Origin of the sequence: Amycolatopsis sp. WAC 01416 (assembly GCF_003947485.1) — a bacterium.
In the GTDB taxonomy this organism is placed as follows: Bacteria; Actinomycetota; Actinomycetes; order Mycobacteriales; family Pseudonocardiaceae; genus Amycolatopsis.
Window position 1 is genome coordinate 433934 of the sequence record NZ_QHHX01000004.1, and the last position, 23702, is coordinate 457635.

24 protein-coding genes, 1 pseudogene and 1 riboswitch are annotated in these 23702 nt (G+C 68.5%); of the genes and pseudogenes, 18 read left to right on the top strand and 7 right to left on the bottom strand.

The genetic code is table 11. The features are described 5' to 3' along the window. Positions 1 to 35: 35 nt before the first annotated feature. Genes DL990_RS15755 through DL990_RS15765 form a run of 3 tightly spaced genes read left to right on the top strand, consistent with a single transcriptional unit; the run spans position 36 to position 2221 of the window. Positions 36 to 476 (top strand): helix-turn-helix domain-containing protein, encoded by a 441-nt coding sequence (locus DL990_RS15755; RefSeq protein ID WP_125786645.1) that lies wholly within the window; start codon positions 36 to 38, stop codon positions 474 to 476. After that, entirely contained in the window at positions 477 to 1040 is a 564-nt protein-coding gene (locus tag DL990_RS15760) for a hypothetical protein (protein WP_125786644.1), read from the top strand. Beyond that, complete coding sequence (locus DL990_RS15765) at positions 1037 to 2221, top strand: MAB_1171c family putative transporter (protein ID WP_125786643.1); 1185 nt, start codon at positions 1037 to 1039, stop codon at positions 2219 to 2221. The genes DL990_RS15760 and DL990_RS15765 overlap by 4 nt, the downstream gene beginning before the upstream one ends. On the opposite strand, the gene DL990_RS15770 is transcribed toward DL990_RS15765, so the two are convergent. From DL990_RS15770 to DL990_RS15785, 4 genes are read right to left on the bottom strand one after another with little or no spacing between them, the layout of a single operon-like run. Beyond that, positions 2218 to 2571, bottom strand: coding sequence for a DoxX family protein (locus DL990_RS15770; RefSeq protein WP_125799115.1), 354 nt, complete (start codon positions 2569 to 2571; stop codon positions 2218 to 2220). The two genes, DL990_RS15765 and DL990_RS15770, sit on opposite strands and share 4 nt — an antisense overlap. A gap of 27 nt (positions 2572 to 2598) precedes the next feature. Beyond that, a complete protein-coding gene (locus DL990_RS15775) occupies positions 2599 to 3288 on the bottom strand; it encodes an ABC transporter permease (RefSeq protein WP_125799116.1) in 690 nt (229 codons plus the stop codon). After that, complete coding sequence (locus DL990_RS15780) at positions 3285 to 4178, bottom strand: ABC transporter ATP-binding protein (protein WP_125799117.1); 894 nt, start codon at positions 4176 to 4178, stop codon at positions 3285 to 3287. Before DL990_RS15780 ends, DL990_RS15775 begins: the two co-directional genes overlap by 4 nt. Next, positions 4175 to 4552, bottom strand: a complete 378-nt coding sequence (locus DL990_RS15785; RefSeq protein ID WP_005160428.1) for a GntR family transcriptional regulator — start codon at positions 4550 to 4552, stop codon at positions 4175 to 4177. The genes DL990_RS15780 and DL990_RS15785 overlap by 4 nt, the downstream gene beginning before the upstream one ends. A gap of 164 nt (positions 4553 to 4716) precedes the next feature. On the opposite strand from DL990_RS15785, the gene DL990_RS15790 reads away from it, so the two are divergent. The 3 genes and pseudogenes from DL990_RS15790 to DL990_RS15800 all read left to right on the top strand — a co-directional run. Further along, positions 4717 to 5040: a PadR family transcriptional regulator gene (locus DL990_RS15790; protein WP_034323457.1), complete on the top strand. Its 324-nt coding sequence runs from the start codon at positions 4717 to 4719 to the stop codon at positions 5038 to 5040. Next, on the top strand, positions 5037 to 6278 hold the full coding sequence (locus tag DL990_RS15795; RefSeq protein WP_125786639.1) for a DUF1700 domain-containing protein: 1242 nt from the start codon (positions 5037 to 5039) through the stop codon (positions 6276 to 6278). The genes DL990_RS15790 and DL990_RS15795 overlap by 4 nt, the downstream gene beginning before the upstream one ends. Positions 6279 to 6865: 587 nt before the next feature. Next, a pseudogene (locus DL990_RS15800) lies at positions 6866 to 6997 on the top strand (amino acid--tRNA ligase-related protein); the annotation flags it as partial. A gap of 52 nt (positions 6998 to 7049) precedes the next feature. Here DL990_RS15800 and DL990_RS15805 read toward each other — a convergent pair. Continuing rightward, complete coding sequence (locus DL990_RS15805; RefSeq protein ID WP_125799119.1) at positions 7050 to 7574, bottom strand: general stress protein; 525 nt, start codon at positions 7572 to 7574, stop codon at positions 7050 to 7052. 227 nt (positions 7575 to 7801) lie between these two features. On the opposite strand from DL990_RS15805, the gene DL990_RS15810 reads away from it, so the two are divergent. The 12 genes from DL990_RS15810 (at position 7802) to DL990_RS15865 (ending at position 21712) form a co-directional block, all read left to right on the top strand. Beyond that, positions 7802 to 9166, top strand: coding sequence for a glutamine synthetase family protein (locus DL990_RS15810; protein WP_199746412.1), 1365 nt, complete (start codon positions 7802 to 7804; stop codon positions 9164 to 9166). After that, a complete protein-coding gene (locus DL990_RS15815) occupies positions 9147 to 9860 on the top strand; it encodes a gamma-glutamyl-gamma-aminobutyrate hydrolase family protein (protein WP_125799120.1) in 714 nt (237 codons plus the stop codon). Before DL990_RS15810 ends, DL990_RS15815 begins: the two co-directional genes overlap by 20 nt. Further along, positions 9857 to 11218 (top strand): aldehyde dehydrogenase, encoded by a 1362-nt coding sequence (locus DL990_RS15820; RefSeq protein ID WP_125799121.1) that lies wholly within the window; start codon positions 9857 to 9859, stop codon positions 11216 to 11218. Before DL990_RS15815 ends, DL990_RS15820 begins: the two co-directional genes overlap by 4 nt. Before the next feature lie 2 nt (positions 11219 to 11220). Then, a complete protein-coding gene (locus tag DL990_RS15825) occupies positions 11221 to 11988 on the top strand; it encodes a 3-oxoacyl-ACP reductase (protein ID WP_125799122.1) in 768 nt (255 codons plus the stop codon). 152 nt (positions 11989 to 12140) lie between these two features. Continuing rightward, positions 12141 to 12515: a hypothetical protein gene (locus DL990_RS15830; protein ID WP_125786633.1), complete on the top strand. Its 375-nt coding sequence runs from the start codon at positions 12141 to 12143 to the stop codon at positions 12513 to 12515. A 257-nt stretch (positions 12516 to 12772) separates the two neighbouring features. Next, a riboswitch (glycine riboswitch) is annotated at positions 12773 to 12873 on the top strand. A gap of 43 nt (positions 12874 to 12916) precedes the next feature. Further along, entirely contained in the window at positions 12917 to 15748 is a 2832-nt protein-coding gene (gcvP, locus tag DL990_RS15835) for an aminomethyl-transferring glycine dehydrogenase (protein WP_125786632.1), read from the top strand. Positions 15749 to 15755: 7 nt separating this feature from the next. Then, entirely contained in the window at positions 15756 to 16847 is a 1092-nt protein-coding gene (gcvT, locus tag DL990_RS15840; protein WP_125799123.1) for a glycine cleavage system aminomethyltransferase GcvT, read from the top strand. Positions 16848 to 16864: 17 nt separating this feature from the next. Next, positions 16865 to 17242, top strand: coding sequence for a glycine cleavage system protein GcvH (gcvH, locus tag DL990_RS15845; protein ID WP_016336369.1), 378 nt, complete (start codon positions 16865 to 16867; stop codon positions 17240 to 17242). Position 17243: 1 nt separating this feature from the next. Continuing rightward, positions 17244 to 18512 carry a serine hydroxymethyltransferase gene (gene glyA / locus DL990_RS15850; protein WP_125799124.1) on the top strand — a complete coding sequence of 423 codons (1269 nt, stop codon included), beginning with the start codon at positions 17244 to 17246 and terminating at the stop codon, positions 18510 to 18512. Further along, positions 18509 to 19510, top strand: coding sequence for a lipoyl synthase (gene lipA, locus DL990_RS15855; protein WP_125786629.1), 1002 nt, complete (start codon positions 18509 to 18511; stop codon positions 19508 to 19510). The genes glyA and lipA overlap by 4 nt, the downstream gene beginning before the upstream one ends. Positions 19511 to 19526: 16 nt before the next feature. Beyond that, on the top strand, positions 19527 to 20900 hold the full coding sequence (locus tag DL990_RS15860) for an L-serine ammonia-lyase (protein ID WP_125786628.1): 1374 nt from the start codon (positions 19527 to 19529) through the stop codon (positions 20898 to 20900). 89 nt (positions 20901 to 20989) lie between these two features. Beyond that, positions 20990 to 21712 carry a FadR/GntR family transcriptional regulator gene (locus DL990_RS15865; RefSeq protein WP_125786627.1) on the top strand — a complete coding sequence of 241 codons (723 nt, stop codon included), beginning with the start codon at positions 20990 to 20992 and terminating at the stop codon, positions 21710 to 21712. On the opposite strand, the gene DL990_RS15870 is transcribed toward DL990_RS15865, so the two are convergent. After that, positions 21686 to 23362 (bottom strand): SulP family inorganic anion transporter, encoded by a 1677-nt coding sequence (locus tag DL990_RS15870; protein WP_125786626.1) that lies wholly within the window; start codon positions 23360 to 23362, stop codon positions 21686 to 21688. The two genes, DL990_RS15865 and DL990_RS15870, sit on opposite strands and share 27 nt — an antisense overlap. 4 nt (positions 23363 to 23366) lie before the next feature. Continuing rightward, the gene (locus tag DL990_RS15875) at positions 23367 to 23696 is read right to left on the bottom strand and encodes a helix-turn-helix transcriptional regulator (RefSeq protein ID WP_125786625.1); all 330 of its coding nucleotides are present in this window, start codon (positions 23694 to 23696) and stop codon (positions 23367 to 23369) included. Between the last annotated feature and the right edge of the window lie 6 nt (positions 23697 to 23702).

The following is a 23702-nucleotide window of genomic DNA, read 5'->3' on the forward strand; positions in this document are numbered from 1 at the left end:
ACTAGCATGAACGGGCACGACATTGAGGGAGTGGGATGGTGGCCGCGACCGAGCCCGGCAAGACGACGCTCGCCGAGAAGATCGACAAGCTGTTCCAGATCGTGCTGAGGCCCGATCGTGAGCCGTACAGCCACGAAGAGGTCGCCAAGGCGTGCCGTGAAGCCACCGGCGAGAGCTTCTCGACGACGTACCTGTGGCAGTTGCGCACAGGTCGCCGTGACAATCCCACGAAACGCCACCTCGAGGCCCTCGCCCAGTTCTTCGGTGTCTCGCCGGCGTACTTCTTCGACGACGTGCAGAGCGCCAAGATCGCCGAGGAGCTCGCTTTGCTCGGCGCCCTCCGCGACGCCGGCGTCCGGGATGTCGCGCTGCGGGCCGTAACACTCTCCCCCGACGGACTCGACACCATCAGCGACATGATCGACGCGATCGCCCGCAGGGAATCCGGACGGGGCGGCACGAAGAAGGAGACGTGAGTGGACCGCCGCCGTAAAGAGCTGTGGCGCCGCTGCCGGGGGCTCGCCGACGGCGTCGCTCTTCCCGAACCCTTCGACGCCGAGGCCTTCACCGCCGAATTGGCGGCCGAACGCGGCCGCCCGATCGAGTTGATGCAGGTCAGCGTCCCCTCCAGCGGCCCTTGCGGGCTGTTGATGAGCACCGAGCGCGCGGACTACATCCTCTATCCGACCAACACCACCGCCCTGCACCGGCGGCATATCCTCCTGCACGAGGTCGGCCACCTGTTGTGCGGCCACACCGGTTCGGACGTCGGCGCCGACGGGATCGTGCTCGACGCCGCCGCCGGCAAGACCCTCATGCCGAACCTGTCGCCCGAACTCGTCCGCCGTGTCCTCGGCCGCACGAGTTACAGCGCCGTCGAGGAGCAGGAGGCCGAATTGCTCGCCAGTCTGCTCGCGCAGCGCGTCGCACGGACGACGGTGCGCGGAGCGGCGCGTCTCGACGAGAGCGGGAGCGACCTCGCCGGTGGGATGGCCAGGGTCGACAACCTCTTCGGCAGCCGGAAACGGCGCCGGCCGTGACCGAGACCATCGCGTATTTCTGCTGCGTGGTGGCTTTCGCGGGATTCGGGTACAAGCTGATCCAGGCGCGGCACACCCAGCCGCTGCGGCGGATGTGGTTCCTCAGCGCGTTCGGGATGTGCATCGCGGGCGGCATCATGCTGCTCACCCCGGCCATGGAGAACGCCGTCGGCGTCGAAGAACCCATCGGAAGCCTTCTGAACCTCGCGGCCGATCTGCTCAAGATCGGCGCGATGGCCTTCGCGGTCGCGTTCGCGCATTCGCTGAAACTGGGGGAGGGCAAGCGGATCGGCTGGCACGCGCTGCTGTCCTGGATCGTCGTGGCCGCCGAGATCGTGCTCTTCTTCCTCTCCGACAGTTACCGCGTCGGCGAGCACACCGCCGCCGGGCCGGGCAGGCTCGGCTGGTTCGTCGCGTACAACGTCCTTTTCCTCGTCTACGGTCTGATCAGCCTGCTGACCTTCTCGATCGTCTTCGCCCGCTTCGCACGCCATGCAGATCCGGGCCCGCTTCGCACCGGGCTGTGGCTGCTCGTCGGCGGCGGCGTCGCCGCGCTGGGCTGGACCTTCTGGGACGTCGACGACATCTACATCCTCGCCACCACCGGCGAGGTCAACGCCGGTGAGGAAACCGTCTCGTCGATCCTGGCGGCGCTGAGCGTCGGGCTCGCCGGGGCGGGCGCGACGCTCAGCGTGTGGGGGCCCGCGCTGGCCACCCCGTTCCGCCTGATCGGCACGTACCGGACCTATCGCCGGATCGAGCCGTTGTGGACCGCGTTGCGTGAAGCCGTCCCGGGAATCGCCCTGGACCCGGGCCCCGGTATGCCGGGCGGCGTCGAGTTCGCCTTGTACCGCAGGGTCATCGAGATCAGGGACGGCCATCTCGCGCTGCGTCCCTACTTCGATCCGGACGTGCCGCCGGTGGCGGAAGCCGAAGCACGCAAGGCGAAGATCCCCGAATCCCGGGTCCCCGCGACGATCGAAGCCGCGGCCTTGGCCGCCGCGCTCGTCGCCTCCGAGGCCGGCCGCCGGTACGCCCCCGACGACGTTCCGGCGACCTACCTCGACGAGCCGGACATCGCCACCGAAGCGGCGTGGCTGGTGGAGGTCACGCGCGCCTGGCGACGGTCCACCGTGGTCGGACGCATTCGCGACCGAGCCCGTGAAACGCTTGCTGCTTAAGCCGAAACGATCGCGGTGACGGCGGCCGCCGCCGAGACCAGCGCGAGCCAGATCGGCGGGGCGACGTCCTTGATCCCGTCACCCGCCCGCAGATGGGCGATCGCCGCCCCGATCAGCAACGCCACCAGGCCGATCGCCGCGGCGATCCCGAGCGGCGCCCAGAAGAATCCGGCCACCAGGCCCGCCGCTCCGGCGATCTCGAGAGCGCCGATCCCCTGGATCTCCCGGACCGAGAAGCCGAGCCTCTCGGTCCGGGAGATCAACGACGGCTGACGCAGGACCTTCGCCACCCCCAGTACGGCGAAGATCGCGGCCAGCAGCACCGACAACACCACATGAGTTACGGCCATAACGGAACTCCTTGGTGCGGAAGGATTTCAGACGGTCACGCGGCGCATCGTGGCGAAGCCGCCCACCCCCGCGACGCAGACCAGCAGGGCGAGCACCCCGGTCACGCCGCCGACGGTCAGCGTGCTGAAGAACGTGCCGAGTTTCGGCCAGGAATCGGTCCAGCTGAGCAGCAGCACCCCGCCCACCAGCACCAGTACCTGCGCGGCGGCGAACAGGACCACGCCCAGCACCGCGGCGCGCCGGTAGATCAGGCCGTACCACATGCCGTAGACGAACATCAGCGTCAGCAATACGAAAGACGTGAGCAGGGTCAGATACCAAGAACCGTCGAGCAGCCAGGGCACCCGGAAGTAGTTGAGGCCGATCCCCCAGCCGCCGGTGGCGTTCTCGATCGCCTGGAGCACGACGATCCCCACCGCGTACAGCGCGGCCAGCCCGGTCACCAGCAGGATCGTGCCCAGGTAGTACGACCGCCTCGACACGCCCAGCGCGAGCCCGAACGGCAGCGACTTCGTCATGCTCAAGGCACCGCAGACGAGCATGAACACGTACAGCGTGAACAGGCCGCCGGAGTAGTTCTCCTCGGGCGTCTCGGGAATCACCGCGAAGATGGTGAGGTTCACCAGGAACGCGAAGAACGTGACGCCGACCGGGAGGACCAGGAACTGGAGCCGGTCCACCAGGTGGTAGCGCGCGACATTGACCAGGGTGTTCATGCGGACGCCTCCTCCGCTGTCGTCTGTCCGGTGTTGGAGGTGTGCACCATCAACTGCTGCAAGGAAAGCGGTTCGAGCTTCAGATGCAGGGCCTGTGCCCGCGCCTTCGCGGCGGCGTCGAGCGCGTCGGCGACGGTGACCGAAGCCCGTGAACCGATCTTGCGGCGGTGCAGCACGCGGCGGCCGGCGACGAAGGATTCCACCGCCGTGGCCGGCCCGCTGACCGTGGCGGCCGAGCCGCGCAGTTCGTCGGCGGGAGCGTCGAGCACGACGCGGCCCTTGTCGATCATCACCACGTGCTCCAGCAGATCCGCCACCTCGTCGATCAGGTGCGTGGACAGCAGGACCGTGCGCGGATAGGCCGAATAGTCGTCGAGCAGCCGGTCGTAGAACAGTTGGCGCGCGACGGCGTCGAGGCCCGCGTACGGCTCGTCGAGCAGCGTGAGTTCCGCCCGTGCCGCCAGCCCGATCGTGATCGACAGCGCCGAGCGCATCCCTCGCGAGAGCTTCTTGATCGGGCGCTTCGTCGGCAGGTCGAAGTCGCGAAGCAGCGTGTCGGCCAGTTCCGCGTCCCAGTTCGGGTAGAACCACGACGCCGCCGAAAGGGCGTGCCGGACCTTGAAGTCCGGGAACTGCTGGTCCTCGCGGACGAGCACCAGGCGCTGGAGCACGCGTTCGTTCTCCACCGGGTTCTCGCCGAACACGCGGACCGAGCCCGCGCCGGCGAACTCCTGTGCGGTGACGATGCGCAGGAAGGTGCTCTTGCCCGCGCCGTTGCGGCCGAGCAGGCCGGTGATCTTGCCTTCTTCGATGTCGACCGAGACATCGCCGAGCGCGAGGTGGTCCCCGTAGCGCCGGGTCAGGCCGGTGGTCGAAATGGTCGGCGTCATGCGGCGGGTCCTCCGTTCCGGTGTCCGTTCCCGCGGATGAGCGAGATCAGGGTTTCGTCGTCGATGCCGAGGCGCCGCGCTTCGATGAGCATCGGGTCGAGGTACTGCTCGGCGAATCGTTGCCGCCGGTCGGTGAGCAGCTTCTGCCGCGCGCCGCCGGCGACGAACATGCCGATACCGCGCCGCTTTTCGAGCAGTCCGTCGTCGGCGAGCACGTTGATCCCCTTGGCCGCCGTCGCCGGATTGATCCGGTAGAAGGCGGCGAGTTCGTTGGTTGACGGCACGCGTTCCCCCTCGGCCAGGCTTCCCTCGGCGATGTCGTCGGCGATCTGTTCGGCGATCTGCACGAACAGGGGTGTTCCTTCGTCGAGCACGACACCTCCGTTCCCAGTCTTCGTGCACCCGTGCCGGGTGCAGTGGTTCATTACTGGAGTAAGTAACCCATGAACCACCCCTTTGACGCAAGCGGGTTCCGCCGTGCGCACTACTGCGCAATGCGTGGTACCTTCTGTTGCGTAAGACTGGGAGGGACGCGACTGTGGAGATCAGTCAGCTACTTAAAGGCGTGCTGGACCTCGCCGTTCTCGCGGTACTTCGCGGAGAGGACGGCTACGGCTACGACGTACTCCGAAGACTTCGCATCGCGGGGTTGCAGGAAGTGGGCGACGCTTCGGTGTACGGAACGCTTCGGCGGCTGTACAAGGCAGGCCTGCTGACGTCGTACGTGGTGCCGAGCGAAGAAGGCCCGCACCGCAAGTACTACAGCCTCAACGAACCGGGTCGTCAGCGCCTCGAGGAGTCGGGGCAGACCTGGCGGACTTTCGCCACGACAATGAACAGCCTGTTGGGAGAGGCAGCATGAGCACGCAGAATCCGACCGCCGTGCGGGTGTATCTGGCGAGGGTCAGGAGCGCGCTCGCCGACCTTCCCGAGAGCGAAGTCGAGGAGATCCTCGAAGACGTCCGGCCCCATCTCGCCGAGATGGAGGCGGAACTGGGGGAGAACCCCAAGGTCGACGCCTTGATCGAGCGGCTGGGTAGCCCCGAGAGCTATGCGGCCGAGCTGCGGGCGTCAGGTGGCTATCCGCCGCGTCCGGCCGACGCGGGCGACAAGACCACCGTGCTGAAGGTGAAGACCGGGATCGGCGGAGCGCGGTTCGCGTTCTGGGGCCTGGTGTTCTCCGTCGGCGGCTTCGCGCTGTTCGGCTTCGCCGCCGCGGTGTGGGTCCGGGTGGAACCGTTGCTGGGCCTGCTTTTCGTCGCCCCCGTGCTCGCGATCAGCGTCGCCTACGTGGTCCGCAAGGGCGTCGCCCCGATCGCGGAACTGCCCGAGGTGGTCAAACTCCGCGAGACCGTGGCCTCGTTCCGGAAAGACCGGAACAGCAAGGGGCTGAACTACGTCCGCACACTCAAGCCGGCGTGGTGGGTGCTGTGCGCGGCGGTGCTGGTCGTGTTCGGCCTGCTGCTCGTGGTCCGCGACACCGAGGCCGTTTTGCTGCTGCCGTTGATGCTGCTGGCGGCCGTCGCCGTGGTGTGGGCGGGGCCGAAGCTGAAGACCGACCGGCGGCTGCTGTGGCTGGCCGTGCCGATCTCGGCTTTCGTCATCGGAAGCATGCTCGGCGGTGCGGGCGCCGCGGTCGACCTGATCGCGAAACGGTCCTACGGCAACGGTTCCTACAACAGCGGCTACACGCCGAACTACAGCGACAACTACGGCAACCCGCAGTTGATGTACGGCAGCCAGGACGTGGAGAACATCTACGCGTTCGACGCCGAAGGCAAGCCGCTGACCGAGATCTACCTCTACGACGAGAACGGCCGTCCGCTCAGCACTACGCGGTACGCCTGCGAGAGGAGTACGGGCGAGAAGCGGAAGGCCGGTGACGACAACCGCTATCCGCGTCCGCAGATCGAGCGGGGTGTCCAGGACTACGACGGAAACCGCGACGGCTACAACGGAAGTCGCTCCTACTGCCAGGAGAAGACCGAGGTCCCGTTCAGTGCGGCGATCCCGAAGGGCGCGCCGGTGCCTTCTTCTGCCGCCCCGCCGTCGTCCTCCTCGGTGGCGCCTCCGCCGAACTCCGCCCAGCCGACGCGCTAGGTGGTCCGGGTGGAGGCGGCCGTCGGGGGCGCCTCCGCCCGATTTCGTGGGTGGTCTGGACGGGTAAGGCGACGCCTTCTCCCTGTCCTTGATGGATGTGATGCGAGATGGTGGTGCCTGACTTGGGCGATTCGTTCGGCTTATTGGGAGTAAGGCGGAGGTGGCGGGTTGCGAAAGCCACTTTGGCAACGTTCAACGTTGCGAAAGTGGCTTTCGCAACGTCGGGGGCAGGGGTGACTTCGCTGCGCCGGTGCCGTCGTTGAACCCAGGGCCGAGACGCGTCGCGAAAGCCACTTTCGCGACGCCTGAGGTCCCGAAAGTGGCTTTCGCGACACCTGGGTGCCCCACGGCCGCGAACGAATCCCCTCGTCCCGGCACCTTCCCACCATTCTGGATGGTGGTGCCCGCCTCGGGCGATTGCGCGGGACTCGTGAGTGGCGTTTCGGGTTAGAACCCGAAACGCCACTCACGACCCCTAAGCGAAACCGCATATCTAGCCATCAATCGGATATTTACTCGCCAGGGAATGTCCCTTGTGGGCACTCCGGGCACGGCTGACCCCAGGCCGTACCGGGACACCTGTCCGTTTCGCGCACGGGATGCCGCCGCACGGCGGGTTCGCGCTGGGTCTCGAACGCTGGACGGCCCGGTTGCTCGGGCTGCCCAACGTCCGCCAGGCGACGTTGTTCCCGCGTGACCTGCACCGCTTGACCCCGTAAAGCCGCGAGCCGGCACCTCGTGCTGAGGTGCCGGCTCGCGTGGGAAACAGGCTCAGTGGAGGAACGCGCTCCTGGCGGCCAGGTCGGCCAGCAGGGCGCGGCCCTTCTCGGCGTTGCGCGGCTGGGCCAGGACGTCGTAACGCCGGGCGACCAGCTGGCTCTGCGAGATGAACCCGCGCTTGTTCTTCGAAGTCGCGTACCCCAGCGCGCCGAACAGCAGATTGAACGCGATACCGCCGACGAGGCCGACGAGGATCGGCACCAGCCCGGCGCCCGGGTTCAGCAGGCTCAGCACGAGGCCGAGGAACATACCGAACATCGCGCCCGACAGCGCCGAGCTGGTCAGTACCTTGCTCCAGCCCATCCGCCCGGCGATCCGCTCGACCAGGACCGGCTCGACCCCGACGATGGTGACGTCCGTGATCGGGAAGTCCGTTCCCGCGAGGTGGTCGACGGCACGCTGCGCTTCGGAGTACGACTCGTACGAGCCGATCGGCCACCCACTGGGCATCGTCGGGAGCTGAGCCCGCCCCTGGGGCTCGGTGAACGTGGTCTGCTGCGTGAATGCCTGTGTCATTCCTTCTCACCTCTCTTGATCCGTACAACGTTCCGGGTGTGCGGATCTCCTCCCGTCCGGCGGGATTCACAGCATCTTCTCAGCCGGGCATCGCAGACAATCCGCCCAGGGATCAACTACAGTCCGCAATGGGTAACGAGACAGACCATTGGTCGAGTTGACCAGGTCGGGTCCACCCGGTAGGAAGAAGCCGCAAAGGTACCGCTTTGAACCTTTAGGTGAGGCTGATGGCGAACAGGCGCGGCATGCTCACGCTGGATCGGCTCCGGGAACTGGTCGAGGACGGCACGGTCGACACGGTGCTGGTGGCGATCACCGACATGCAGGGCAGGCTGCAGGGCAAACGCTGCGCCGCCGAGTACTTCCTCAACGAGGTCGTCGAGCACGCCACCGAAGCGTGCAATTACCTGCTCGCCGTCGATGTCGACATGAACACCGTCGACGGCTACGCGATGTCGTCGTGGGAGACCGGCTACGGCGACTTCGTCATGCGCCCGGACTTCGACACGCTTCGCCTGCTTCCGTGGCAGGAGGGCACCGCGCTCGTCCTCGCCGACCTCGAACGGGTGCAGGGCGGCGCCGTGGCCCCTTCGCCGCGCCAGATCCTGCGCGGTCAGCTCGACCGGCTCGCCGCGCGTGGTCTCGCCGCGTACGTCGGGACCGAGCTGGAGTTCATCGTCTTCGACGACACCTTCGAGTCGGCATGGGACAAGCGGTATCAGGACCTTCGCCCGGCCAACCAGTACAACGTCGACTACTCGATGCTCGGCACCTCGCGGATCGAGCCGCTGCTGCGCCGCATCCGGAACGACATGGGCGGGGCGGGACTGTACGTCGAGTCGGCCAAGGGCGAGTGCAACCCCGGCCAGCACGAGATCGCGTTCCGCTACGCCGACGCGCTGACCACCTGCGACAACCACAGCGTCTACAAGACCGGGTCCAAGGAGATCGCCGCGCAGGAGGGCAAGAGCCTCACGTTCATGGCGAAGTACAACGAACGCGAGGGCAACTCCTGCCACATCCACATCAGCCTGCGTTCCGCCGAGGGGGAGCCCGTCCTGGCCGGCGACGGCCCCGGCGGGTTCTCGCCGCTGATGGAGCACTTCCTCGCCGGTCAGCTCGCCGGGCTGCGTGAGCTGACTTACTTTCTCGCCCCGAACATCAACTCCTACAAGCGTTTCGTCCCCGGCAGCTTCGCGCCGACAGCCGTCGCATGGGGCACCGACAACCGCACGTGCGCGCTTCGCGTCGTCGGGCACGGAGACTCGCTGCGCACCGAGAACCGGGTCCCCGGCGGCGACGTGAACCCGTACCTTGCGGTGGCCGCGCTCATCGCGGCCGGCTTGCACGGCATCGAAAACGAACTGGAGCTGGAGCCGGAGTTCCACGGCAACGCCTACGGCTCCGACAAACCGACCGTACCGACGACCCTGCGGGAGTCCGCGGCGCTGCTGGACAAGAGCGAACTCGCCAGGACCGCGTTCGGGGACGAGGTCGTCGACCACTACCTGAACGCGGCGAAGGTCGAACTCACCGCGTACGACGCCGCCGTCACCGACTGGGAGAGGATCCGTGGCTTCGAACGGCTCTGAACCGATCATCGGCCTCACCTCCTACCTGGAGCCCGCGAAGTTCCTCGTCTGGGAGACCGAAGCCGCACTGCTGCACCGGGTCTACGTCGACGGGATCGTCGCGGCGGGCGGGATCCCGGTCCTGCTGCCGCCGGTGAGCGGTGCACACGATCGGCTGATGTCCGCCGTGGACGGGCTCGTGCTGGTCGGCGGCGCCGACGTCGACCCGGCACGCTACGGCCAGGAACAACACGCGACGACGTACACGAGGCCGAACCGGGACGCGTTCGAGTTCGGCCTGCTGCGGTCCGCTTTGGACAGCGGAAAGCCGGTGCTCGGCGTGTGCCGCGGGCTGCAGGTGCTCAGCGTCGCGCTGGGCGGCACGCTCGCCCAGCACCTGCCGGACACTTTGGACAGTGCTGATCACCAGCCCGCGCCGGCGACCTTCGGCACCACTACGGTGACGCTTGCGGAGGGGAGCCGGGTCGCGGCGATCCTCGGCACCGAGACCAAGGTGCCGTGTTACCACCATCAGGCGATCGACAAGCTCGGCGACGGGCTGGTCCCGGTCGGCTGGGCCGACGACGGCACCATCGAGGCGGCCGAACTGCCCGGCGACGGGTTCGTCCTCGGCGTCCAATGGCATCCCGAACAGAATCCCGACGACATCAGGCTTTTCGAGGCGCTGGTAGAAGCAGCTAAGGAGCGCGCATGACGTTCGAGGTGATCAACCCCGCCACCGAAGAGGTGGTGCGGTCGGTCGAGCCGACCTCGGCCGAGGAGACCGACGCGGCGATCGCCCGCGCGCACGCGGCGTTCCCCGCCTGGCGCGCGGTGGACCCCGGCGACCGGGCGCGGCTGCTGCGCCGCTTCGCCGACGCCGTCGACGCCGACATCGAGAACCTCGCCGCGCTGGAGGTCGCCAACGCCGGCCACACGATCGGCAACGCGCGCTGGGAAGCCGGCAACGTCCGCGACGTCCTGACGTACTACTCCGCGTCGCCAGAACGGTTGAGCGGCAAGCAGATCCCGGTACCCGGCGGGGTGAACATGACGTTCCATGAGCCGCTCGGCGTGGTCGGGGTGATCGTGCCGTGGAACTTCCCGATGCCCATCGCGGGCTGGGGGTTCGCACCCGCGCTCGCCGCCGGGAACACCGTCGTGCTCAAACCCGCCGAGCTCACGCCGCTGACCGCGATCCGCCTCGGCGAGCTCGCCCGTGAGGCGGGGATCCCCGAAGACGTCTTCCAGGTGCTTCCTGGCAAGGGATCCGTGGTGGGACAGCGGTTCGTGGACCACCCCGCGGTGCGGAAGGTGGTGTTCACCGGCTCGACCGAGGTCGGCAAGCAGATCATGGCGGGCTGCGCCGCACAGGTGAAGCGGGTGACGCTGGAACTCGGCGGCAAGAACGCGAACATCGTCTTCGCCGACGCCGACCTGGAGAAGGCCGCGGCGACCGCGCCGTACGGCGTCTTCGACAACGCCGGGCAGGACTGCTGCGCGCGGTCGCTGATCCTGGTGCAGTCGAGTGCGTACGAGAAGTTCATGGAACTGCTGGAACCCGCGGTGAACGGCGTGGTCGTGGGGGATCCGCGGCTGGAAGTGACCGAGATGGGGCCGCTGATCTCGGCGGGGCATCACGCGAAGGTGTCGTCCTATGTGGACGACGCGGCGCCGGTCGCCTTCCGGGGCAACGCGCCCGTCGGCCCCGGGTACTGGTTCGCGCCGACCGTCGTCACTCCGCCGGATCTGCGGCATCCGCTGGCTTCGGAGGAGATCTTCGGCCCGGTCGTCGCGGTGGTCCCGTTCGACGGGGAGGCGGACGCGGTGACCATGGCCAATGACACCGAGTACGGCCTGTCCGGCTCGATCTGGACCCGCGACGTCGGCCGCGCCTTCCGCGTCGCCCGTGGTGTCGAGGCGGGGAACCTTTCGGTGAACTCGCATTCGTCCGTCCGGTACTGGACGCCCTTCGGCGGGTTCAAGCAGTCCGGGCTGGGCCGGGAACTCGGTCCGGACGCCGTCGACGCCTTCACCGAGACCAAAAACGTCTTTATCAGCACGGAGGAATAGGAATGGTTCAGCGTTTCGAAGGCCGCGTCGCGGTCATCACCGGCGGCAGCAGCGGCATCGGCCTCGCCACCGCGCGGCGGCTGGCGAGCGAGGGCGCGAAGGTCGTCATCGGTGACATCTCCGCCGAGGCGGGCAAAGCCGCGGCCGACGAGGTCGGCGGCCTGTTCGTGCAGGCCGACGTCACCGACGCCGAACAGGTCGATGCCCTGTTCCAGACCACTGTGGACACTTTCGGCTCGGTCGACGTCGCGTTCAACAACGCCGGCATCTCCCCGCCCGAGGACGACTCGATCCTCACCACGGGCATCGACGCGTGGGAGAAGGTGCAGAAGGTCAATCTGACCTCGGTGTACCTGTGCTGCAAGGCGGCGCTGCCGCATATGCGGCGGCAGGGCAAGGGCTCGATCGTCAACACGGCGTCGTTCGTCGCGGTGATGGGCGCGGCGACGTCGCAGATCTCCTACACCGCGTCCAAGGGCGGGGTGCTGGCGATGAGCCGGGAACTGGGCGTGCAGTTCGCGCGGGAGAACATCCGGGTCAACGCGCTGTGCCCGGGCCCGGTGAACACCCCGCTGCTGAAGGAACTGTTCGCGAAGGACCCCGAGCGGGCGGCGCGGCGGCTGGTGCACGTGCCGGTCGGGCGGTTCGCCGAGCCGGAGGAGATCGCGGCCGCGGTCGCCTTCCTGGCGAGCGACGACGCCTCGTTCATCACCGCTTCGCAGTTCCTGGTGGACGGTGGGATCTCGGGCGCCTACGTGACCCCTCTCTGACCGTCGCAATTCGTCACCTGATTGCGTCGCGCTGGCCCGCCACCCCTGTCACTCGTCCCGGTGGCTGGGATGGCGGGTCGCTGACCTGCGCTGTAGTCCTGAGACGCGGAGCCGCACGGTTCCACGATCCGAAAGCGCGGGAGGCCCGAAGAATGACCCGGCAGATGAGCACCGCCATGCGTGACTGCATCGACCTGTGCAACGAGTGCCACGTCAGGTGCGAGGAGATGTTGACGCGCTGCATGGAGATGGGCGGCGCGAAACTCGGGATGATGATGGTGACCTGCGCGGACATGTCCCGCATGTGCGCCGACATGATGATGCGCTGCTCCGCCATGGTCGCCGACCTCGAGATGATGCGCATGTGCGCGAAGATGTGCGGCCTCGCCTCCCAGATGATGCGCATGTGCGCCCAGGAGTGCGCCAAGACCGGTGATGCCGAGCTTGCCGACGCGGCCGACATGATGACGCGGTGCGCCGAGCTCTGCGGCACGATCACCGCCGAGATGATGATGGAGAACGCGTAACTCGCGTGATCAGAGCCGTCACTCGCGTGATTGAAGGCGTAACTCACGAGTTACGGCTCTGATCACGTGAGTTACGGCTCCAAGCACGCAAGTGACGTCGTCGGGTCGAAGTAGACGTGCGTCGAACACGCCAGGTACGGTGTGCGCACAACTACAGACAGGGCCGTCGAGCTGGAGCGGGAGAGCCCTCACGAACGTGGTGGGGCACCGAAGGAGCAAACTCCCCGGAATCTCTCAGGTACTCACTACCGCTTCCGCGAGGCCACTCTGGAAAGCAGGCGCGCAAGTGCGCCTCACCCAAGGTGAAAGCCGCATCACGTGCGGTGAAACTCTCAGGTGCCATGACAGAGGGGGAGTTCCCAGCGCACCGGTCTATCCGGCGCCTGACCCAAGGAGCTCCCTTGACCAGTACGTCCTTCGACGACCGGCACATCGGCCCCTCGGAGTCCGAGCAGGCCAAGATGCTCGCCGAGGTCGGCTACGGCAGCCTCGACGCCTTGGTGCAGGCCGCGGTGCCGTCCGCGATCCGGGTCACGCGTGACCTCGAACTTCCCCCCGCCGCGTCCGAAGAGGACGCCATCGCCGAGCTTCGCGCGCTCGCCGCGCTCAACAAGCCGATGACGCAGATGATCGGCCTCGGCTTCCACGACACGGTCACCCCGGCGGTCATCCGCCGCAACGTGCTGGAGAACCCGGCCTGGTACACGGCGTACACCCCGTACCAGCCGGAGATCTCGCAGGGCCGTCTCGAAGCCCTCCTCAACTTCCAGACCATGGTCTCCGAGCTGGCCGGTCTCACCACCGCGAACGCCTCCCTGCTCGACGAGTCCACCGCCGTCGCCGAGGCCGTCATGCTGATGCGCCGCGTGTCGAAGTCCAAGTCCGACAAGGTCGTCCTCGACGCCGAGTGCCTGCCGCAGACCATCGCCGTCGTCCGCACCCGCGCCGAGGCGATGGGTGTCGAGGTCGAGGTCCGAGACCTGCTCACCGGCTTGCCGGAGGAGTTCTTCGGCGTCGTCGTCCAGTACCCGGGCGCTTCCGGCGTGCTGCGCGGCGCGGGCTTCTACTCCGCCATCTCCGAGACCGCGAAGGCCGCCGGAGCGCTGTACACCGTCGCCGCCGACCTGCTCGCCCTCACGCTGATCACCGCGCCGGGTGAGTTCGGCGCCGACATCGCCGCCGGTTCCACCCAGCGCTTCGGCGTCCCGCTGGGTTACGGCGGGCCGCACGCCGGATACATGGCCGTCCGCGCCGGGCTCGAGCGTTCGCTGCCGGGCCGCCTGGTCGGGGTCTCGGTCGACGCCGACGGCAACCCCGCGTACCGCCTCGCCCTGCAGACCCGCGAGCAGCACATCCGCCGCGAGAAGGCGACTTCCAACATCTGCACCGCGCAGGTGCTGCCCGCCGTCCTCGCCGCGATGTACGCGGTCTACCACGGTCCGGACGGCCTCAAGCGCATCGCGACCCGAGTCCACGAACTCGCCACCACACTGGCGGGCGCTCTCCGCGCGGCCGGCGTCGAGGTCGTCCACGAGGGCTTCTTCGACACCGTCCTCGCCCGCATGCCCGGACAGGCCGAAGCGGTCGTCGCGGTCGCGCGCGAGCACGGGATCAACCTCGGCCCGGTCGACGCCGACCACGTCCGCATCGCCGTCGACGAGGTCACCACGCCCGCGATCATCGCGAAGGTGCTCAACGCGTTCGGCGTCGACAACGAGGCCGAAAGCACCGAAGCGCTTCCCGCCGGTTTGCACCGTGAGAGCGAGTACCTCACGCACGAGGTCTTCCACTCCCACCGCTCCGAGACCGCGATGCTGCGGTACCTGCGCAGCCTGTCCGACCTCGACTACGCGCTCGACCGCGGCATGATCCCGCTCGGCTCCTGCACGATGAAGCTCAACGCCACCACCGAGATGGAGCCGATCAGCTGGCGCGAGTTCGCGGGCATCCACCCGTTCGCGCCCGCCGACCAGGCCGAGGGCTACCACGTCCTCGTCGAGCAGCTGTCCGGCTGGCTGGCCGAGGTCACCGGCTACGACAAGGTGTCGTTGCAGCCGAACGCGGGCAGCCAGGGTGAACTCGCCGGCCTGCTCGCGATCCGCGCGTACCACCACGCCAACGGTCAGGCCGAACGCGAGGTCTGCCTGATCCCGTCGTCCGCGCACGGCACGAACGCCGCCTCCGCGGTCATGGCGGGCATGCGTGTCGTCGTGGTCAAGTGCACCGACGAGGGCAACGTCGACCTCGACGACCTGCGCGCCAAGGTCGAGGCCAACCGCGACACGCTGTCCGCGATCATGGTCACGTACCCGTCCACACATGGCGTGTACGAGCACGGCATCGACGAGCTGGCCAAGATCGTGCACGACGCGGGCGGCCAGGTCTACGTCGACGGCGCGAACCTCAACGCCCTGCTGGGTCTCGCCAAGCCGGGTGAGTTCGGCGGCGACGTCTCGCACCTGAACCTGCACAAGACCTTCTGCATCCCGCACGGTGGCGGCGGCCCGGGTGTCGGCCCGGTCGCGGTCCGCGCGCACCTCGCGCCGTACCTGCCGAACCACCCGATGCTGGCGAAGGCGGGCCCCGAAACCGGTGTCGGCCCGATCAGCGCCGCCCCGTTCGGCTCGGCGTCGATCCTGCCGATCTCGTGGGCGTACGTCCGGATGATGGGCGCCGGTGGGCTCACCGCCGCGACGCAGGTCGCCGTCCTCGCCGCGAACTACGTGGCCAAACGCCTCAACCAGCACTACCCGGTGCTCTACACCGGCCAGGACGGCCTGGTCGCGCACGAGTGCATCCTCGACCTGCGCGGGCTCACCAAGGAGACCGGCGTCAGCGTCGACGACGTCGCGAAGCGCCTGATCGACTACGGCTTCCATGCCCCGACCATGTCGTTCCCGGTCGCGGGCACGCTGATGGTCGAGCCGACCGAATCCGAGGACCTCGGCGAGATCGACCGCTTCATCGCGGCGATGATCGCCATCCGCGCGGAGATCGACGCCGTCGCGCAGGGCAAGTGGGCCGCGGACAACAGCCCGCTGCGCAACGCCCCCCACACCGCCGAGACCCTGGTCGGCGACTGGGACCTGCCGTACGACCGCGAACTGGCGGTGTACCCCGCCGGAGTGAATCGCAAGGCCAAGTACTGGCCTCCGGTGCGCCGCATCGACGGTGCGCGCGGGGACCGTAACCTCGTCTGCTCCTGCCCGCCGCTCAACGCCTACGAGAACTGAGGCACTGATGTCGAAAGAGACGTCCCTGCACGGAGTCCACAAAGGACTGGGTGCGTTGTTCACCGACTTCGCGGGCTGGTCGATGCCGATCCGCTACAGCAGCGAACTGGCGGAGCACAAGGCGGTCCGCGAGACCGCGGGCCTGTTCGACCTCTCCCATATGGCCGAGATCGAGGTGACCGGTCCGCAAGCGGCCGACATCCTCGACTTCGCGCTGGTCGGCAACCTGTCCGGCGTCAAGCCGGGCCGGGCGCGCTACACGATGATCTGCGACGAGAACGGCGGCGTGCTCGACGACCTGGTCGTCTACCGCCTCGCCGACGAGAAGTTCCTGGTCGTGGCCAACGCGGGCAACGCCTCCGTGGTCGCGGAGGCACTGGCCGAGCGAGTCTCCGGCTTCGACGCTGTCGTCGAGAACAAGTCCGAGGACGTCGCGCTGATCGCCGTCCAGGGCCCGAAGGCGGTCGCGATCCTCGGCGCCGTCACCGACGCCGACCTCGGCGCGCTCAAGTACTACGCGAGCGTCCCGGCCGTCGTGAAGGGTCACGACGTCCTGCTCGCCCGCACCGGCTACACCGGCGAGGACGGTTTCGAGCTGTACGTCCCGGCCGGTGAGGCCCCCGCCGTCTGGCGCATCCTGACCGACGCGGGCGAGCCGCACGGTCTGCTCCCGGCCGGTCTCGCCTGCCGCGACACCCTGCGCCTCGAAGCCGGGATGCCGTTGTACGGCAACGAACTCAGCCTCCAGCTGAGTCCGTTCGAAGCCGGCCTCGGCCGCGTCGTCAAGTTCGAGAAGCCCGGCGACTTCGTCGGCAAGGCCGCGCTCGAGGAGCTGTCCAAGAAGGACGTCCCCCGGGTGCGTGTGGGGCTCAAGGGCTCCGGCCGCCGCGCCCCGCGCCACGGCTACACCGTCCTGGCGGGCGAGACCGAGATCGGCGAGGTCACCAGCGGTGCCCTGTCGCCGACCCTGGGTTACCCGATCGCCATGGCCTATGTGGACCGGGAGCACTCCGAGCCCGGCACCGAGCTTTCCGTCGACATCCGGGGCCGCATCGAGCCCGTCGAGGTCGTCGCCCTGCCCTTCTACTCCCGCGCCTGAAAGGCCCTTTCGACATCATGAGCATCCCCCAGGACCTGAAGTACACGAAGGAACACGAGTGGCTGAACGTCGCGGACGGCGTCGCCACCGTGGGTATCACCGCCTTCGCCGCCGAGTCGCTCGGTGACATCGTGTTCGTCCAGCTTCCCTCGGTCGGCGACACCGTCACCGCGGGCGAGGTGTTCGGCGAGGTCGAGTCGACCAAATCGGTCAGCGAGCTGTACGCACCCGTGGACGGCGAGGTCGTCGAGGTGAACGAGGCCACAACGGACACCCCCGAGCTCATCAACTCGGACCCGTACGCCGAAGGATGGCTCCTGAAGGTGCGTCTGTCCGGCGACGTGCCCGCCCTGCTCGACGCCCAGGCGTACGCCGTCTTGACCCAGGAGAACTGACATGTTCAACGCTGCCCTGTCCGATGTGGACCCCGAGGTCGCCGCGGCGGTCGCCGCCGAACTCGACCGGCAGCAGTCGACCCTGGAGATGATCGCCTCGGAGAACTTCGCCCCGGTGGGCGTGCTCGAGGCGCAGGGTTCGGTGCTGACCAACAAGTACGCCGAGGGCTACCCCGGCCGCCGCTACTACGGCGGTTGCGAGCACGTCGACGTCATCGAGCAGCTGGCGATCGACCGTGCGAAGGCCCTGTTCGGCGCCGAGCACGCCAACGTCCAGCCGCATTCGGGCGCGCAGGCCAACGCCGCCGCCATGGTCGCGGTGCTCAACCCCGGCGACACCATCCTCGGTCTCGACCTCGCCCACGGCGGTCACCTGACGCACGGGATGAAGATCAACTTTTCCGGCAAGCTCTACAACGTCGTCGCCTACCACGTCGACAAGGAGACCGGGATCGTCGACGTCGAGGAGATCGAGCGCCTCGCCAAGGAGCACAAGCCGAAGCTGATCATCGCCGGCTGGTCGGCGTACCCGCGTCAGCTCGACTTCGCCGAGTTCCGCCGCATCGCCGACGAGGTCGGCGCGAAGGTCATGGTCGACATGGCGCACTTCGCCGGTCTCGTCGCCGCGGGCCTGCACCCGAGCCCGGTGCCGTACGCGGACATCGTCACCACGACCACGCACAAGACCCTCGGCGGCCCGCGCGGCGGCATCATCCTGTGCCGCCAGGAACTCGCCAAGAAGATCAACTCGGCGGTGTTCCCCGGCCAGCAGGGCGGTCCGCTGGAGCACGTCATCGCCGCCAAGGCCGTCGCGCTCAAGATCGCCGCGAGCGAGGAGTTCCGCGAGCGTCAGCAGCGCGTGCTCGAAGGCGCGAAGATCCTGGCCGACCGCCTCTCGCGCACGGACTGCTCCGAAGCGGGCGTCCGCGTGCTGACCGGCGGCACCGACGTGCACCTGGTGCTCGTCGATCTGGTCAACTCCACTTTGGACGGTCAGCAGGCCGAAGACCGGCTGCATTCGGTCGGCATCACGGTCAACCGCAACGCCGTCCCCTTCGACCCGCGCCCGCCGATGATCACCTCGGGCCTGCGCATCGGCACCCCGGCGCTGGCGACCCGCGGCTTCGGCGCCGAGGACTTCGCCGAGGTGGCCGACATCATCGCCGAGGCGTTGCGCCCGGACTTCGACGAGGCCCTGCGCCAGTCGCTGTCCGCCCGTGTCGAGCTGCTGGCCAAGAAGCACCCGCTGTACGCGGACCTCGACCGATGAGCGCGGTCCCCGAGGGGCGCAAACTTCTCCGGCTCGAAGTCCGCAACGCGCAGACCCCGATCGAGAAGAAGCCGCCGTGGATCAAGACCCGCGCGCGGATGGGCCCCGAGTTCACCGAGCTCAAGGGCCTGGTCAAACGTGAAGGCCTGCACACCGTGTGTGAGGAGGCCGGCTGTCCCAACATCTACGAATGCTGGGAAGACCGTGAGGCCACGTTCCTGATCGGTGGGGACCAGTGCACGCGCCGGTGCGATTTCTGTCAGATCGACACCGGCAAGCCGGCGGCGCTCGACACGACCGAGCCGCGCAAGGTGGCGGAGTCGGTGCAGGCCATGGGGTTGCGCTACTCGACGGTGACCGGTGTGGCGCGTGACGACCTCGAAGACGGCGGCGCGTGGCTGTACGCTGAAACCGTCCGGCAGATTCACGCGCTGAACCCGGGCACCGGTGTGGAGCTGTTGATCCCGGATTTCAACGCGGATCCGGATCAGCTGGCCGAGGTGTTCGGTTCGCGGCCCGAGGTGCTGGCGCACAACGTGGAGACGGTGCCGCGGATCTTCAAGCGGATCCGGCCTGGTTTCCGGTACGCGCGGTCGCTCGAAGTGATCACGCGGGCCCGTGAGGCCGGTCTGGTGACGAAGTCGAACTTGATCCTGGGCATGGGCGAGACTCCGGAGGAGGTGGCTCCGGCGATGAAGGACCTGGTCGACGCGGGCTGCGAGATCCTGACGATCACCCAGTACCTGCGGCCGTCGCCGAGGCATCACCCCGTGGACCGGTGGGTGAAGCCCGAGGAGTTCGTCGAGCACTCGAACGCCGCCGAGGCGATGGGCTTCGCCGGCGTCATGGCCGGGCCGCTGGTCCGCTCGTCGTACCGCGCCGGGCGGCTGTTCGCGCAGACGAAGGCCCACCGCGGCGAAGCGCTGTCGGAGAACTTGGCCCATCTCGCCGCCGAAGGGCCCGCGGCCCAAGAAGCCAGCTCACTGCTGGCCAGATAGGAAGGAGGGCAGATCAATGGCGATCAGCGTCTTCGACCTGTTTTCGATCGGCATAGGCCCCTCCAGCTCCCATACGGTGGGCCCGATGCGTGCGGCACTGACCTTTGTGGACGGTCTGGCCGCGGATGGTGACCTGACGGCCACGACGCGTGTCCAGAGTGAGCTTTTCGGCTCGCTCGGCGCGACCGGGTTCGGGCACGGCAGCGACAAGGCCGTGCTGCTCGGGCTGTCCGGGGAGCGTCCGGAGGAGATCGACACCGACACGGTGGCAGGCAAGATCGCGGAGATCCGCGAATCCTGTCTGCTGAAGCTGCGCGGTGAACACGAGATCGTGTTCACCGAGGACACCGATCTGACCATGCACCGGCGGAAGTCGTTGCCCGCGCACCCGAACGGGATGATCTTCCGCGCGTTCGACGCCGACGGGAAGGTGCTGCGCGAGCGGACCTACTACTCCGTCGGTGGTGGGTTCGTGCGTGATGAGTCCTACGAGACCGACACCGTCGTCGTCGAGGACTCGACTCGGCTGGAATTCCCGTTCCGCACCGGCGCGGATCTGCTGAAGCACTGCGAGGACACCGGGCTGCCGATCAGCGAGATCATGCTGCGCAACGAACTCTCCTGGCGCACGCGCGAGGAGGTCCGTGAGGGTCTGCTGGAGATCTGGCAGGTCATGGTGGAATGCGTGCGCAACGGCTGCGAGCACGAGGGTGTCCTGCCGGGCGGGCTGAAGGTGCCGCGCCGTGCGAAGGCGTTGCACGAGAAGCTGCTCGCCGAGGACGGCGTCGGCGACCCGCTGTACGCGATGGACTGGGTGAGCCTGTACGCGCTGGCGGTCAACGAGGAGAACGCCGCGGGCGGCCGCGTCGTCACCGCGCCGACCAACGGCGCGGCGGGGATCATCCCGGCCGTTCTGCACTACTACCAGCGGTTCATCCGGGGCTCGTCGGACGACGGCATCGTGACGTTCATGCTCACCGCGGGCGCGATCGGCTCGATCCTCAAGCAGACGGGCTCGATCTCGGGCGCCGAGGTCGGTTGCCAGGGTGAGGTCGGCTCGGCCAGCGCCATGGCCGCCGCCGGGCTCACTGAGGTCCTCGGCGGTTCGCCCGCGCAGGTGGAGAACGCCGCCGAGATCGGCGTCGAACACCACCTTGGGCTGACCTGCGACCCCGTCGGCGGGCTGGTGCAGATCCCGTGCATCGAGCGCAACGCCGTCGGAGCGTCGAAGGCGATCCACGCCGCACGGATGGCGATGCGCGGCGACGGTTCGCATATCGTGACGCTGGACAAGGCGATCAAGACGATGCGCGAGACCGGCGCCGACATGAGCGTGAAGTACAAGGAGACCTCGCGCGGCGGTCTCGCCGTGAACGTCATCGAGTGCTGATCCCTACGCAATTCGGCACCTGGTTGCGATGTATGCGTGCGCAAGTACCGCAACCAGGTGCCGAATTGCGGGCGGCCTAAACTCGAAGGGTGGAGTCGAGCACGGTCGCGAACGCGGGTGACGCGCTGTTCCGCCCGGTGCGCGCGGGCAACGCCTTCGAGGAGACCGTCGAAAGGCTGCTCCAGGCGATCCGGCTCGGAGTGGTGGGCGCGGGGGAGCGGCTGCCGTCGGAACGTGAGCTCGCCGAGCGGCTCGGGGTCAGCCGGGTGACGCTGCGCGAGGCCATCCGCGCGCTGTCCGACGCGGGCTACGTCGAGTCGCGGCGTGGCCGTTACGGCGGCACTTTCGTCAACGACGTCCTGCCCGACCCGCCCGCCGCCGACGGGCGGAAGGTCGACAACGCCACCCTGGAAGACGCGCTCGGCCTGCGGCACGTCCTGGAAACCGGCGCCGCCGAGATGGCGGCTGCGCGCTCCCTCAGCCCGGCCGACCGGCAGCATCTGACCAGCACGCTCGCCGAGGCGGCGGCGGCCGACGTCGGCGATTACCGGCGCAAGGATTCGCGGCTGCACCTGGCGATCGCCGAGGTCACCGCGTCCGGCTCGCTGACCACGGCGATGGCCGACGCGCGGATGCGGGTCAACCAGCTGCTCGACATGATCCCGCTGCTCGAACCGAATCTGGAGCACTCCAACGCCCAGCACGAGGCCATCGTCGACGCGATCCTGGCCGGTGATCCGGAGGCGGCCCGCCGTGCGATGACGGAGCACGTCGAAGGGACGGCTTCACTGCTTCGCGCGTTCCTCGCTTGAGGGTGACGTCAGCAGGGCGTGCGCGAACTCGATGGCATGCGGTGTGTCGGGGAAGACCCGGCCCTCGGCGCGAAGCCGGTCCGCGACACCGAGCTCGTCGAGCACCTTTTCGTGGCCGGGTCTGATCCCCGACACCAGCACCGTGATCCCACGATGTTCAAGCCGATCGACAGCATCTCGCAGGACTAGGGCGCCGGTGGCGTCGATGGCCGACACCCGTGACATCCGGAGGATGACCACCCGGACGTCGGCGACCTCGGACAGCTCCAGCAGGAACTGGTGGGCCGCGGCGAAGACCAGCGGGCCATCGAGCCTGAACGCGACGATGTGCTCGTCCAGCAGCGCCCGCTCCTCGGCGCCGTGATCGGCGTGGTCAAGGGGGACCTCTTCGACGCGGGCCGCCTTCGCGATCGCCCGCAGCGCCAAGGCGCCGGCCACGACGAGACCGAGGATGACCGCGGTGACCAGGTCCAGGATCAAGGTCGCGGCCGCGGTGAGCACGAGGACCAGCGCGTCGCGGCGGGTGGAGCGGAGCAACGCGCGGACCGAGCCCGCCTCGACCATGCGGATGGCGGTGGCCAGCAGTACCCCGGCGAGCGCCGCGATCGGGATCGCGGCCACCAGCGGCGCCGCCGCGAAGACGATCACCGCCAGCACCAGCGCGTGGGTGAGTGCGGCGAGACGGGACCTCGCGCCGGCGCGGACGTTGACGGCGGTGCGCGCGATCGCCGCGGTGGCCGGCACTCCGCCGAACAGCGGGGTGACCAGATTCGCGAGGCCTTGCCCGAAGAGCTCCCGATCCGGGTCGTGGCGTTCGTTGACGCTCATCGCGTCGGCGACCGTGGCCGAAAGCAGGCTTTCCAGCGCGGCCAGCGCCGCGACCGCGACGGCGGAGGGCGCCAGCGCGCCCAAAGTGGACAGATCCAGGAAGGCCAGCGAGGGCGCGGGAAGACCGGCGGGCAGGGCGCCGATGCGGGAGACCGGCAGCTGCGTGAAGTGGCATACGAGTGTCGCGACCGCCACGGCGACCAGCGAGAACGGGATCGACGGCCGCCACCGCGCGCCGAGCAGCATCAGGACGGCGACCCCGGCCGCGATCGCGATCGACGGCCAGGATGGGTGCCCGGCGAAGTCGGCCACCGCTTTCGCCGCGACGACGGCCACCTTCTCGCCTTCCGGGGTGGCGACCCCGAGCGCGGCGGGAATCTGCTGCAGCGCGATCACCCCGGCGATGCCCAGCGTGAAGCCTTCGACCACCGGGATCGGGACGTAGCGCATGTACCGGCCGGCGCGGGCGACCGCGAGCAGGAGCAGCAGCACGCCGGCGAGCAGGCCCACCGTCAGCACTCCGCCCGCGCCGTGCGTGGCCATGATCGGCACCAGCACCACGGTCATCGCCCCGGTCGGGCCGGACACCTGGAGGTTGGAGCCGCCGAAGATGGCGGCCAGCGCACCGGCGACGATCGCGGTGACGAGCCCGGCTTCGGCGCCGAGGCCGGATGAGATGCCGAAGCCCAGCGCCAGCGGGAGGGCGACGATCGCGACGGTCAAACCCGCCGTGAGATCGCGCCGGGGAGCCCGCGTGAGCGTGCGCAGGTCTTCGCGTCCGGGCAGGAGGGAACGCAGTCCCGAAAGCCTCGATCCCGCCACCGCGTCAGTCCGCGTCGCGCAATTGGGCGAGCAGGACGTTCTGGTCGGCCAAGAGTTCGGTGAGGATGCGCCGGGCCGCGCGCAGCAATTCGACGACGTCCCCGCCTGCCAGTGAGTACACCACCGTCGACCCTTCCCGTGTCGAGGTGACGATTCCCGATCGGCGCAGGACGGCCAGCTGCTGGGAGAGGTTGGAGGCCTCGACCTCGATCTCGGCGAGCAGTTCACGGACGGCCTTCGGGCCCTCCGCGAGCAGTTCCAGCACACGGATCCGGACCGGGTGGCCCAGCATGCGGAAGAACTCCGCTTTGGCCTGGTACAGGGGGACGGGCATACCGGC

Excerpts from the sequence above, each read along its gene's own strand:
- DL990_RS15755 (WP_125786645.1), top strand. The coding sequence starts at position 36 with ATGGTGGCCGCGACCGAGCCCGGCAAGACGACGCTCGCCGAGAAGATC.
- DL990_RS15770 (WP_125799115.1), bottom strand. The coding sequence starts at position 2,571 with ATGGCCGTAACTCATGTGGTGTTGTCGGTGCTGCTGGCCGCGATCTTC.
- DL990_RS15775 (WP_125799116.1), bottom strand. The coding sequence starts at position 3,288 with ATGAACACCCTGGTCAATGTCGCGCGCTACCACCTGGTGGACCGGCTC.
- DL990_RS15780 (WP_125799117.1), bottom strand. The coding sequence starts at position 4,178 with ATGACGCCGACCATTTCGACCACCGGCCTGACCCGGCGCTACGGGGAC.
- DL990_RS15795 (WP_125786639.1), top strand. The coding sequence starts at position 5,037 with ATGAGCACGCAGAATCCGACCGCCGTGCGGGTGTATCTGGCGAGGGTC.
- DL990_RS15805 (WP_125799119.1), bottom strand. The coding sequence starts at position 7,574 with ATGACACAGGCATTCACGCAGCAGACCACGTTCACCGAGCCCCAGGGG.
- DL990_RS15810 (WP_199746412.1), top strand. The coding sequence starts at position 7,802 with ATGGCGAACAGGCGCGGCATGCTCACGCTGGATCGGCTCCGGGAACTG.
- DL990_RS15820 (WP_125799121.1), top strand. The coding sequence starts at position 9,857 with ATGACGTTCGAGGTGATCAACCCCGCCACCGAAGAGGTGGTGCGGTCG.
- DL990_RS15825 (WP_125799122.1), top strand. The coding sequence starts at position 11,221 with ATGGTTCAGCGTTTCGAAGGCCGCGTCGCGGTCATCACCGGCGGCAGC.
- DL990_RS15830 (WP_125786633.1), top strand. The coding sequence starts at position 12,141 with ATGACCCGGCAGATGAGCACCGCCATGCGTGACTGCATCGACCTGTGC.
- gcvT (WP_125799123.1), top strand. The coding sequence starts at position 15,756 with ATGTCGAAAGAGACGTCCCTGCACGGAGTCCACAAAGGACTGGGTGCG.
- gcvH (WP_016336369.1), top strand. The coding sequence starts at position 16,865 with ATGAGCATCCCCCAGGACCTGAAGTACACGAAGGAACACGAGTGGCTG.
- glyA (WP_125799124.1), top strand. The coding sequence starts at position 17,244 with ATGTTCAACGCTGCCCTGTCCGATGTGGACCCCGAGGTCGCCGCGGCG.
- lipA (WP_125786629.1), top strand. The coding sequence starts at position 18,509 with ATGAGCGCGGTCCCCGAGGGGCGCAAACTTCTCCGGCTCGAAGTCCGC.
- DL990_RS15860 (WP_125786628.1), top strand. The coding sequence starts at position 19,527 with ATGGCGATCAGCGTCTTCGACCTGTTTTCGATCGGCATAGGCCCCTCC.
- DL990_RS15875 (WP_125786625.1), bottom strand. The coding sequence starts at position 23,696 with ATGCCCGTCCCCCTGTACCAGGCCAAAGCGGAGTTCTTCCGCATGCTG.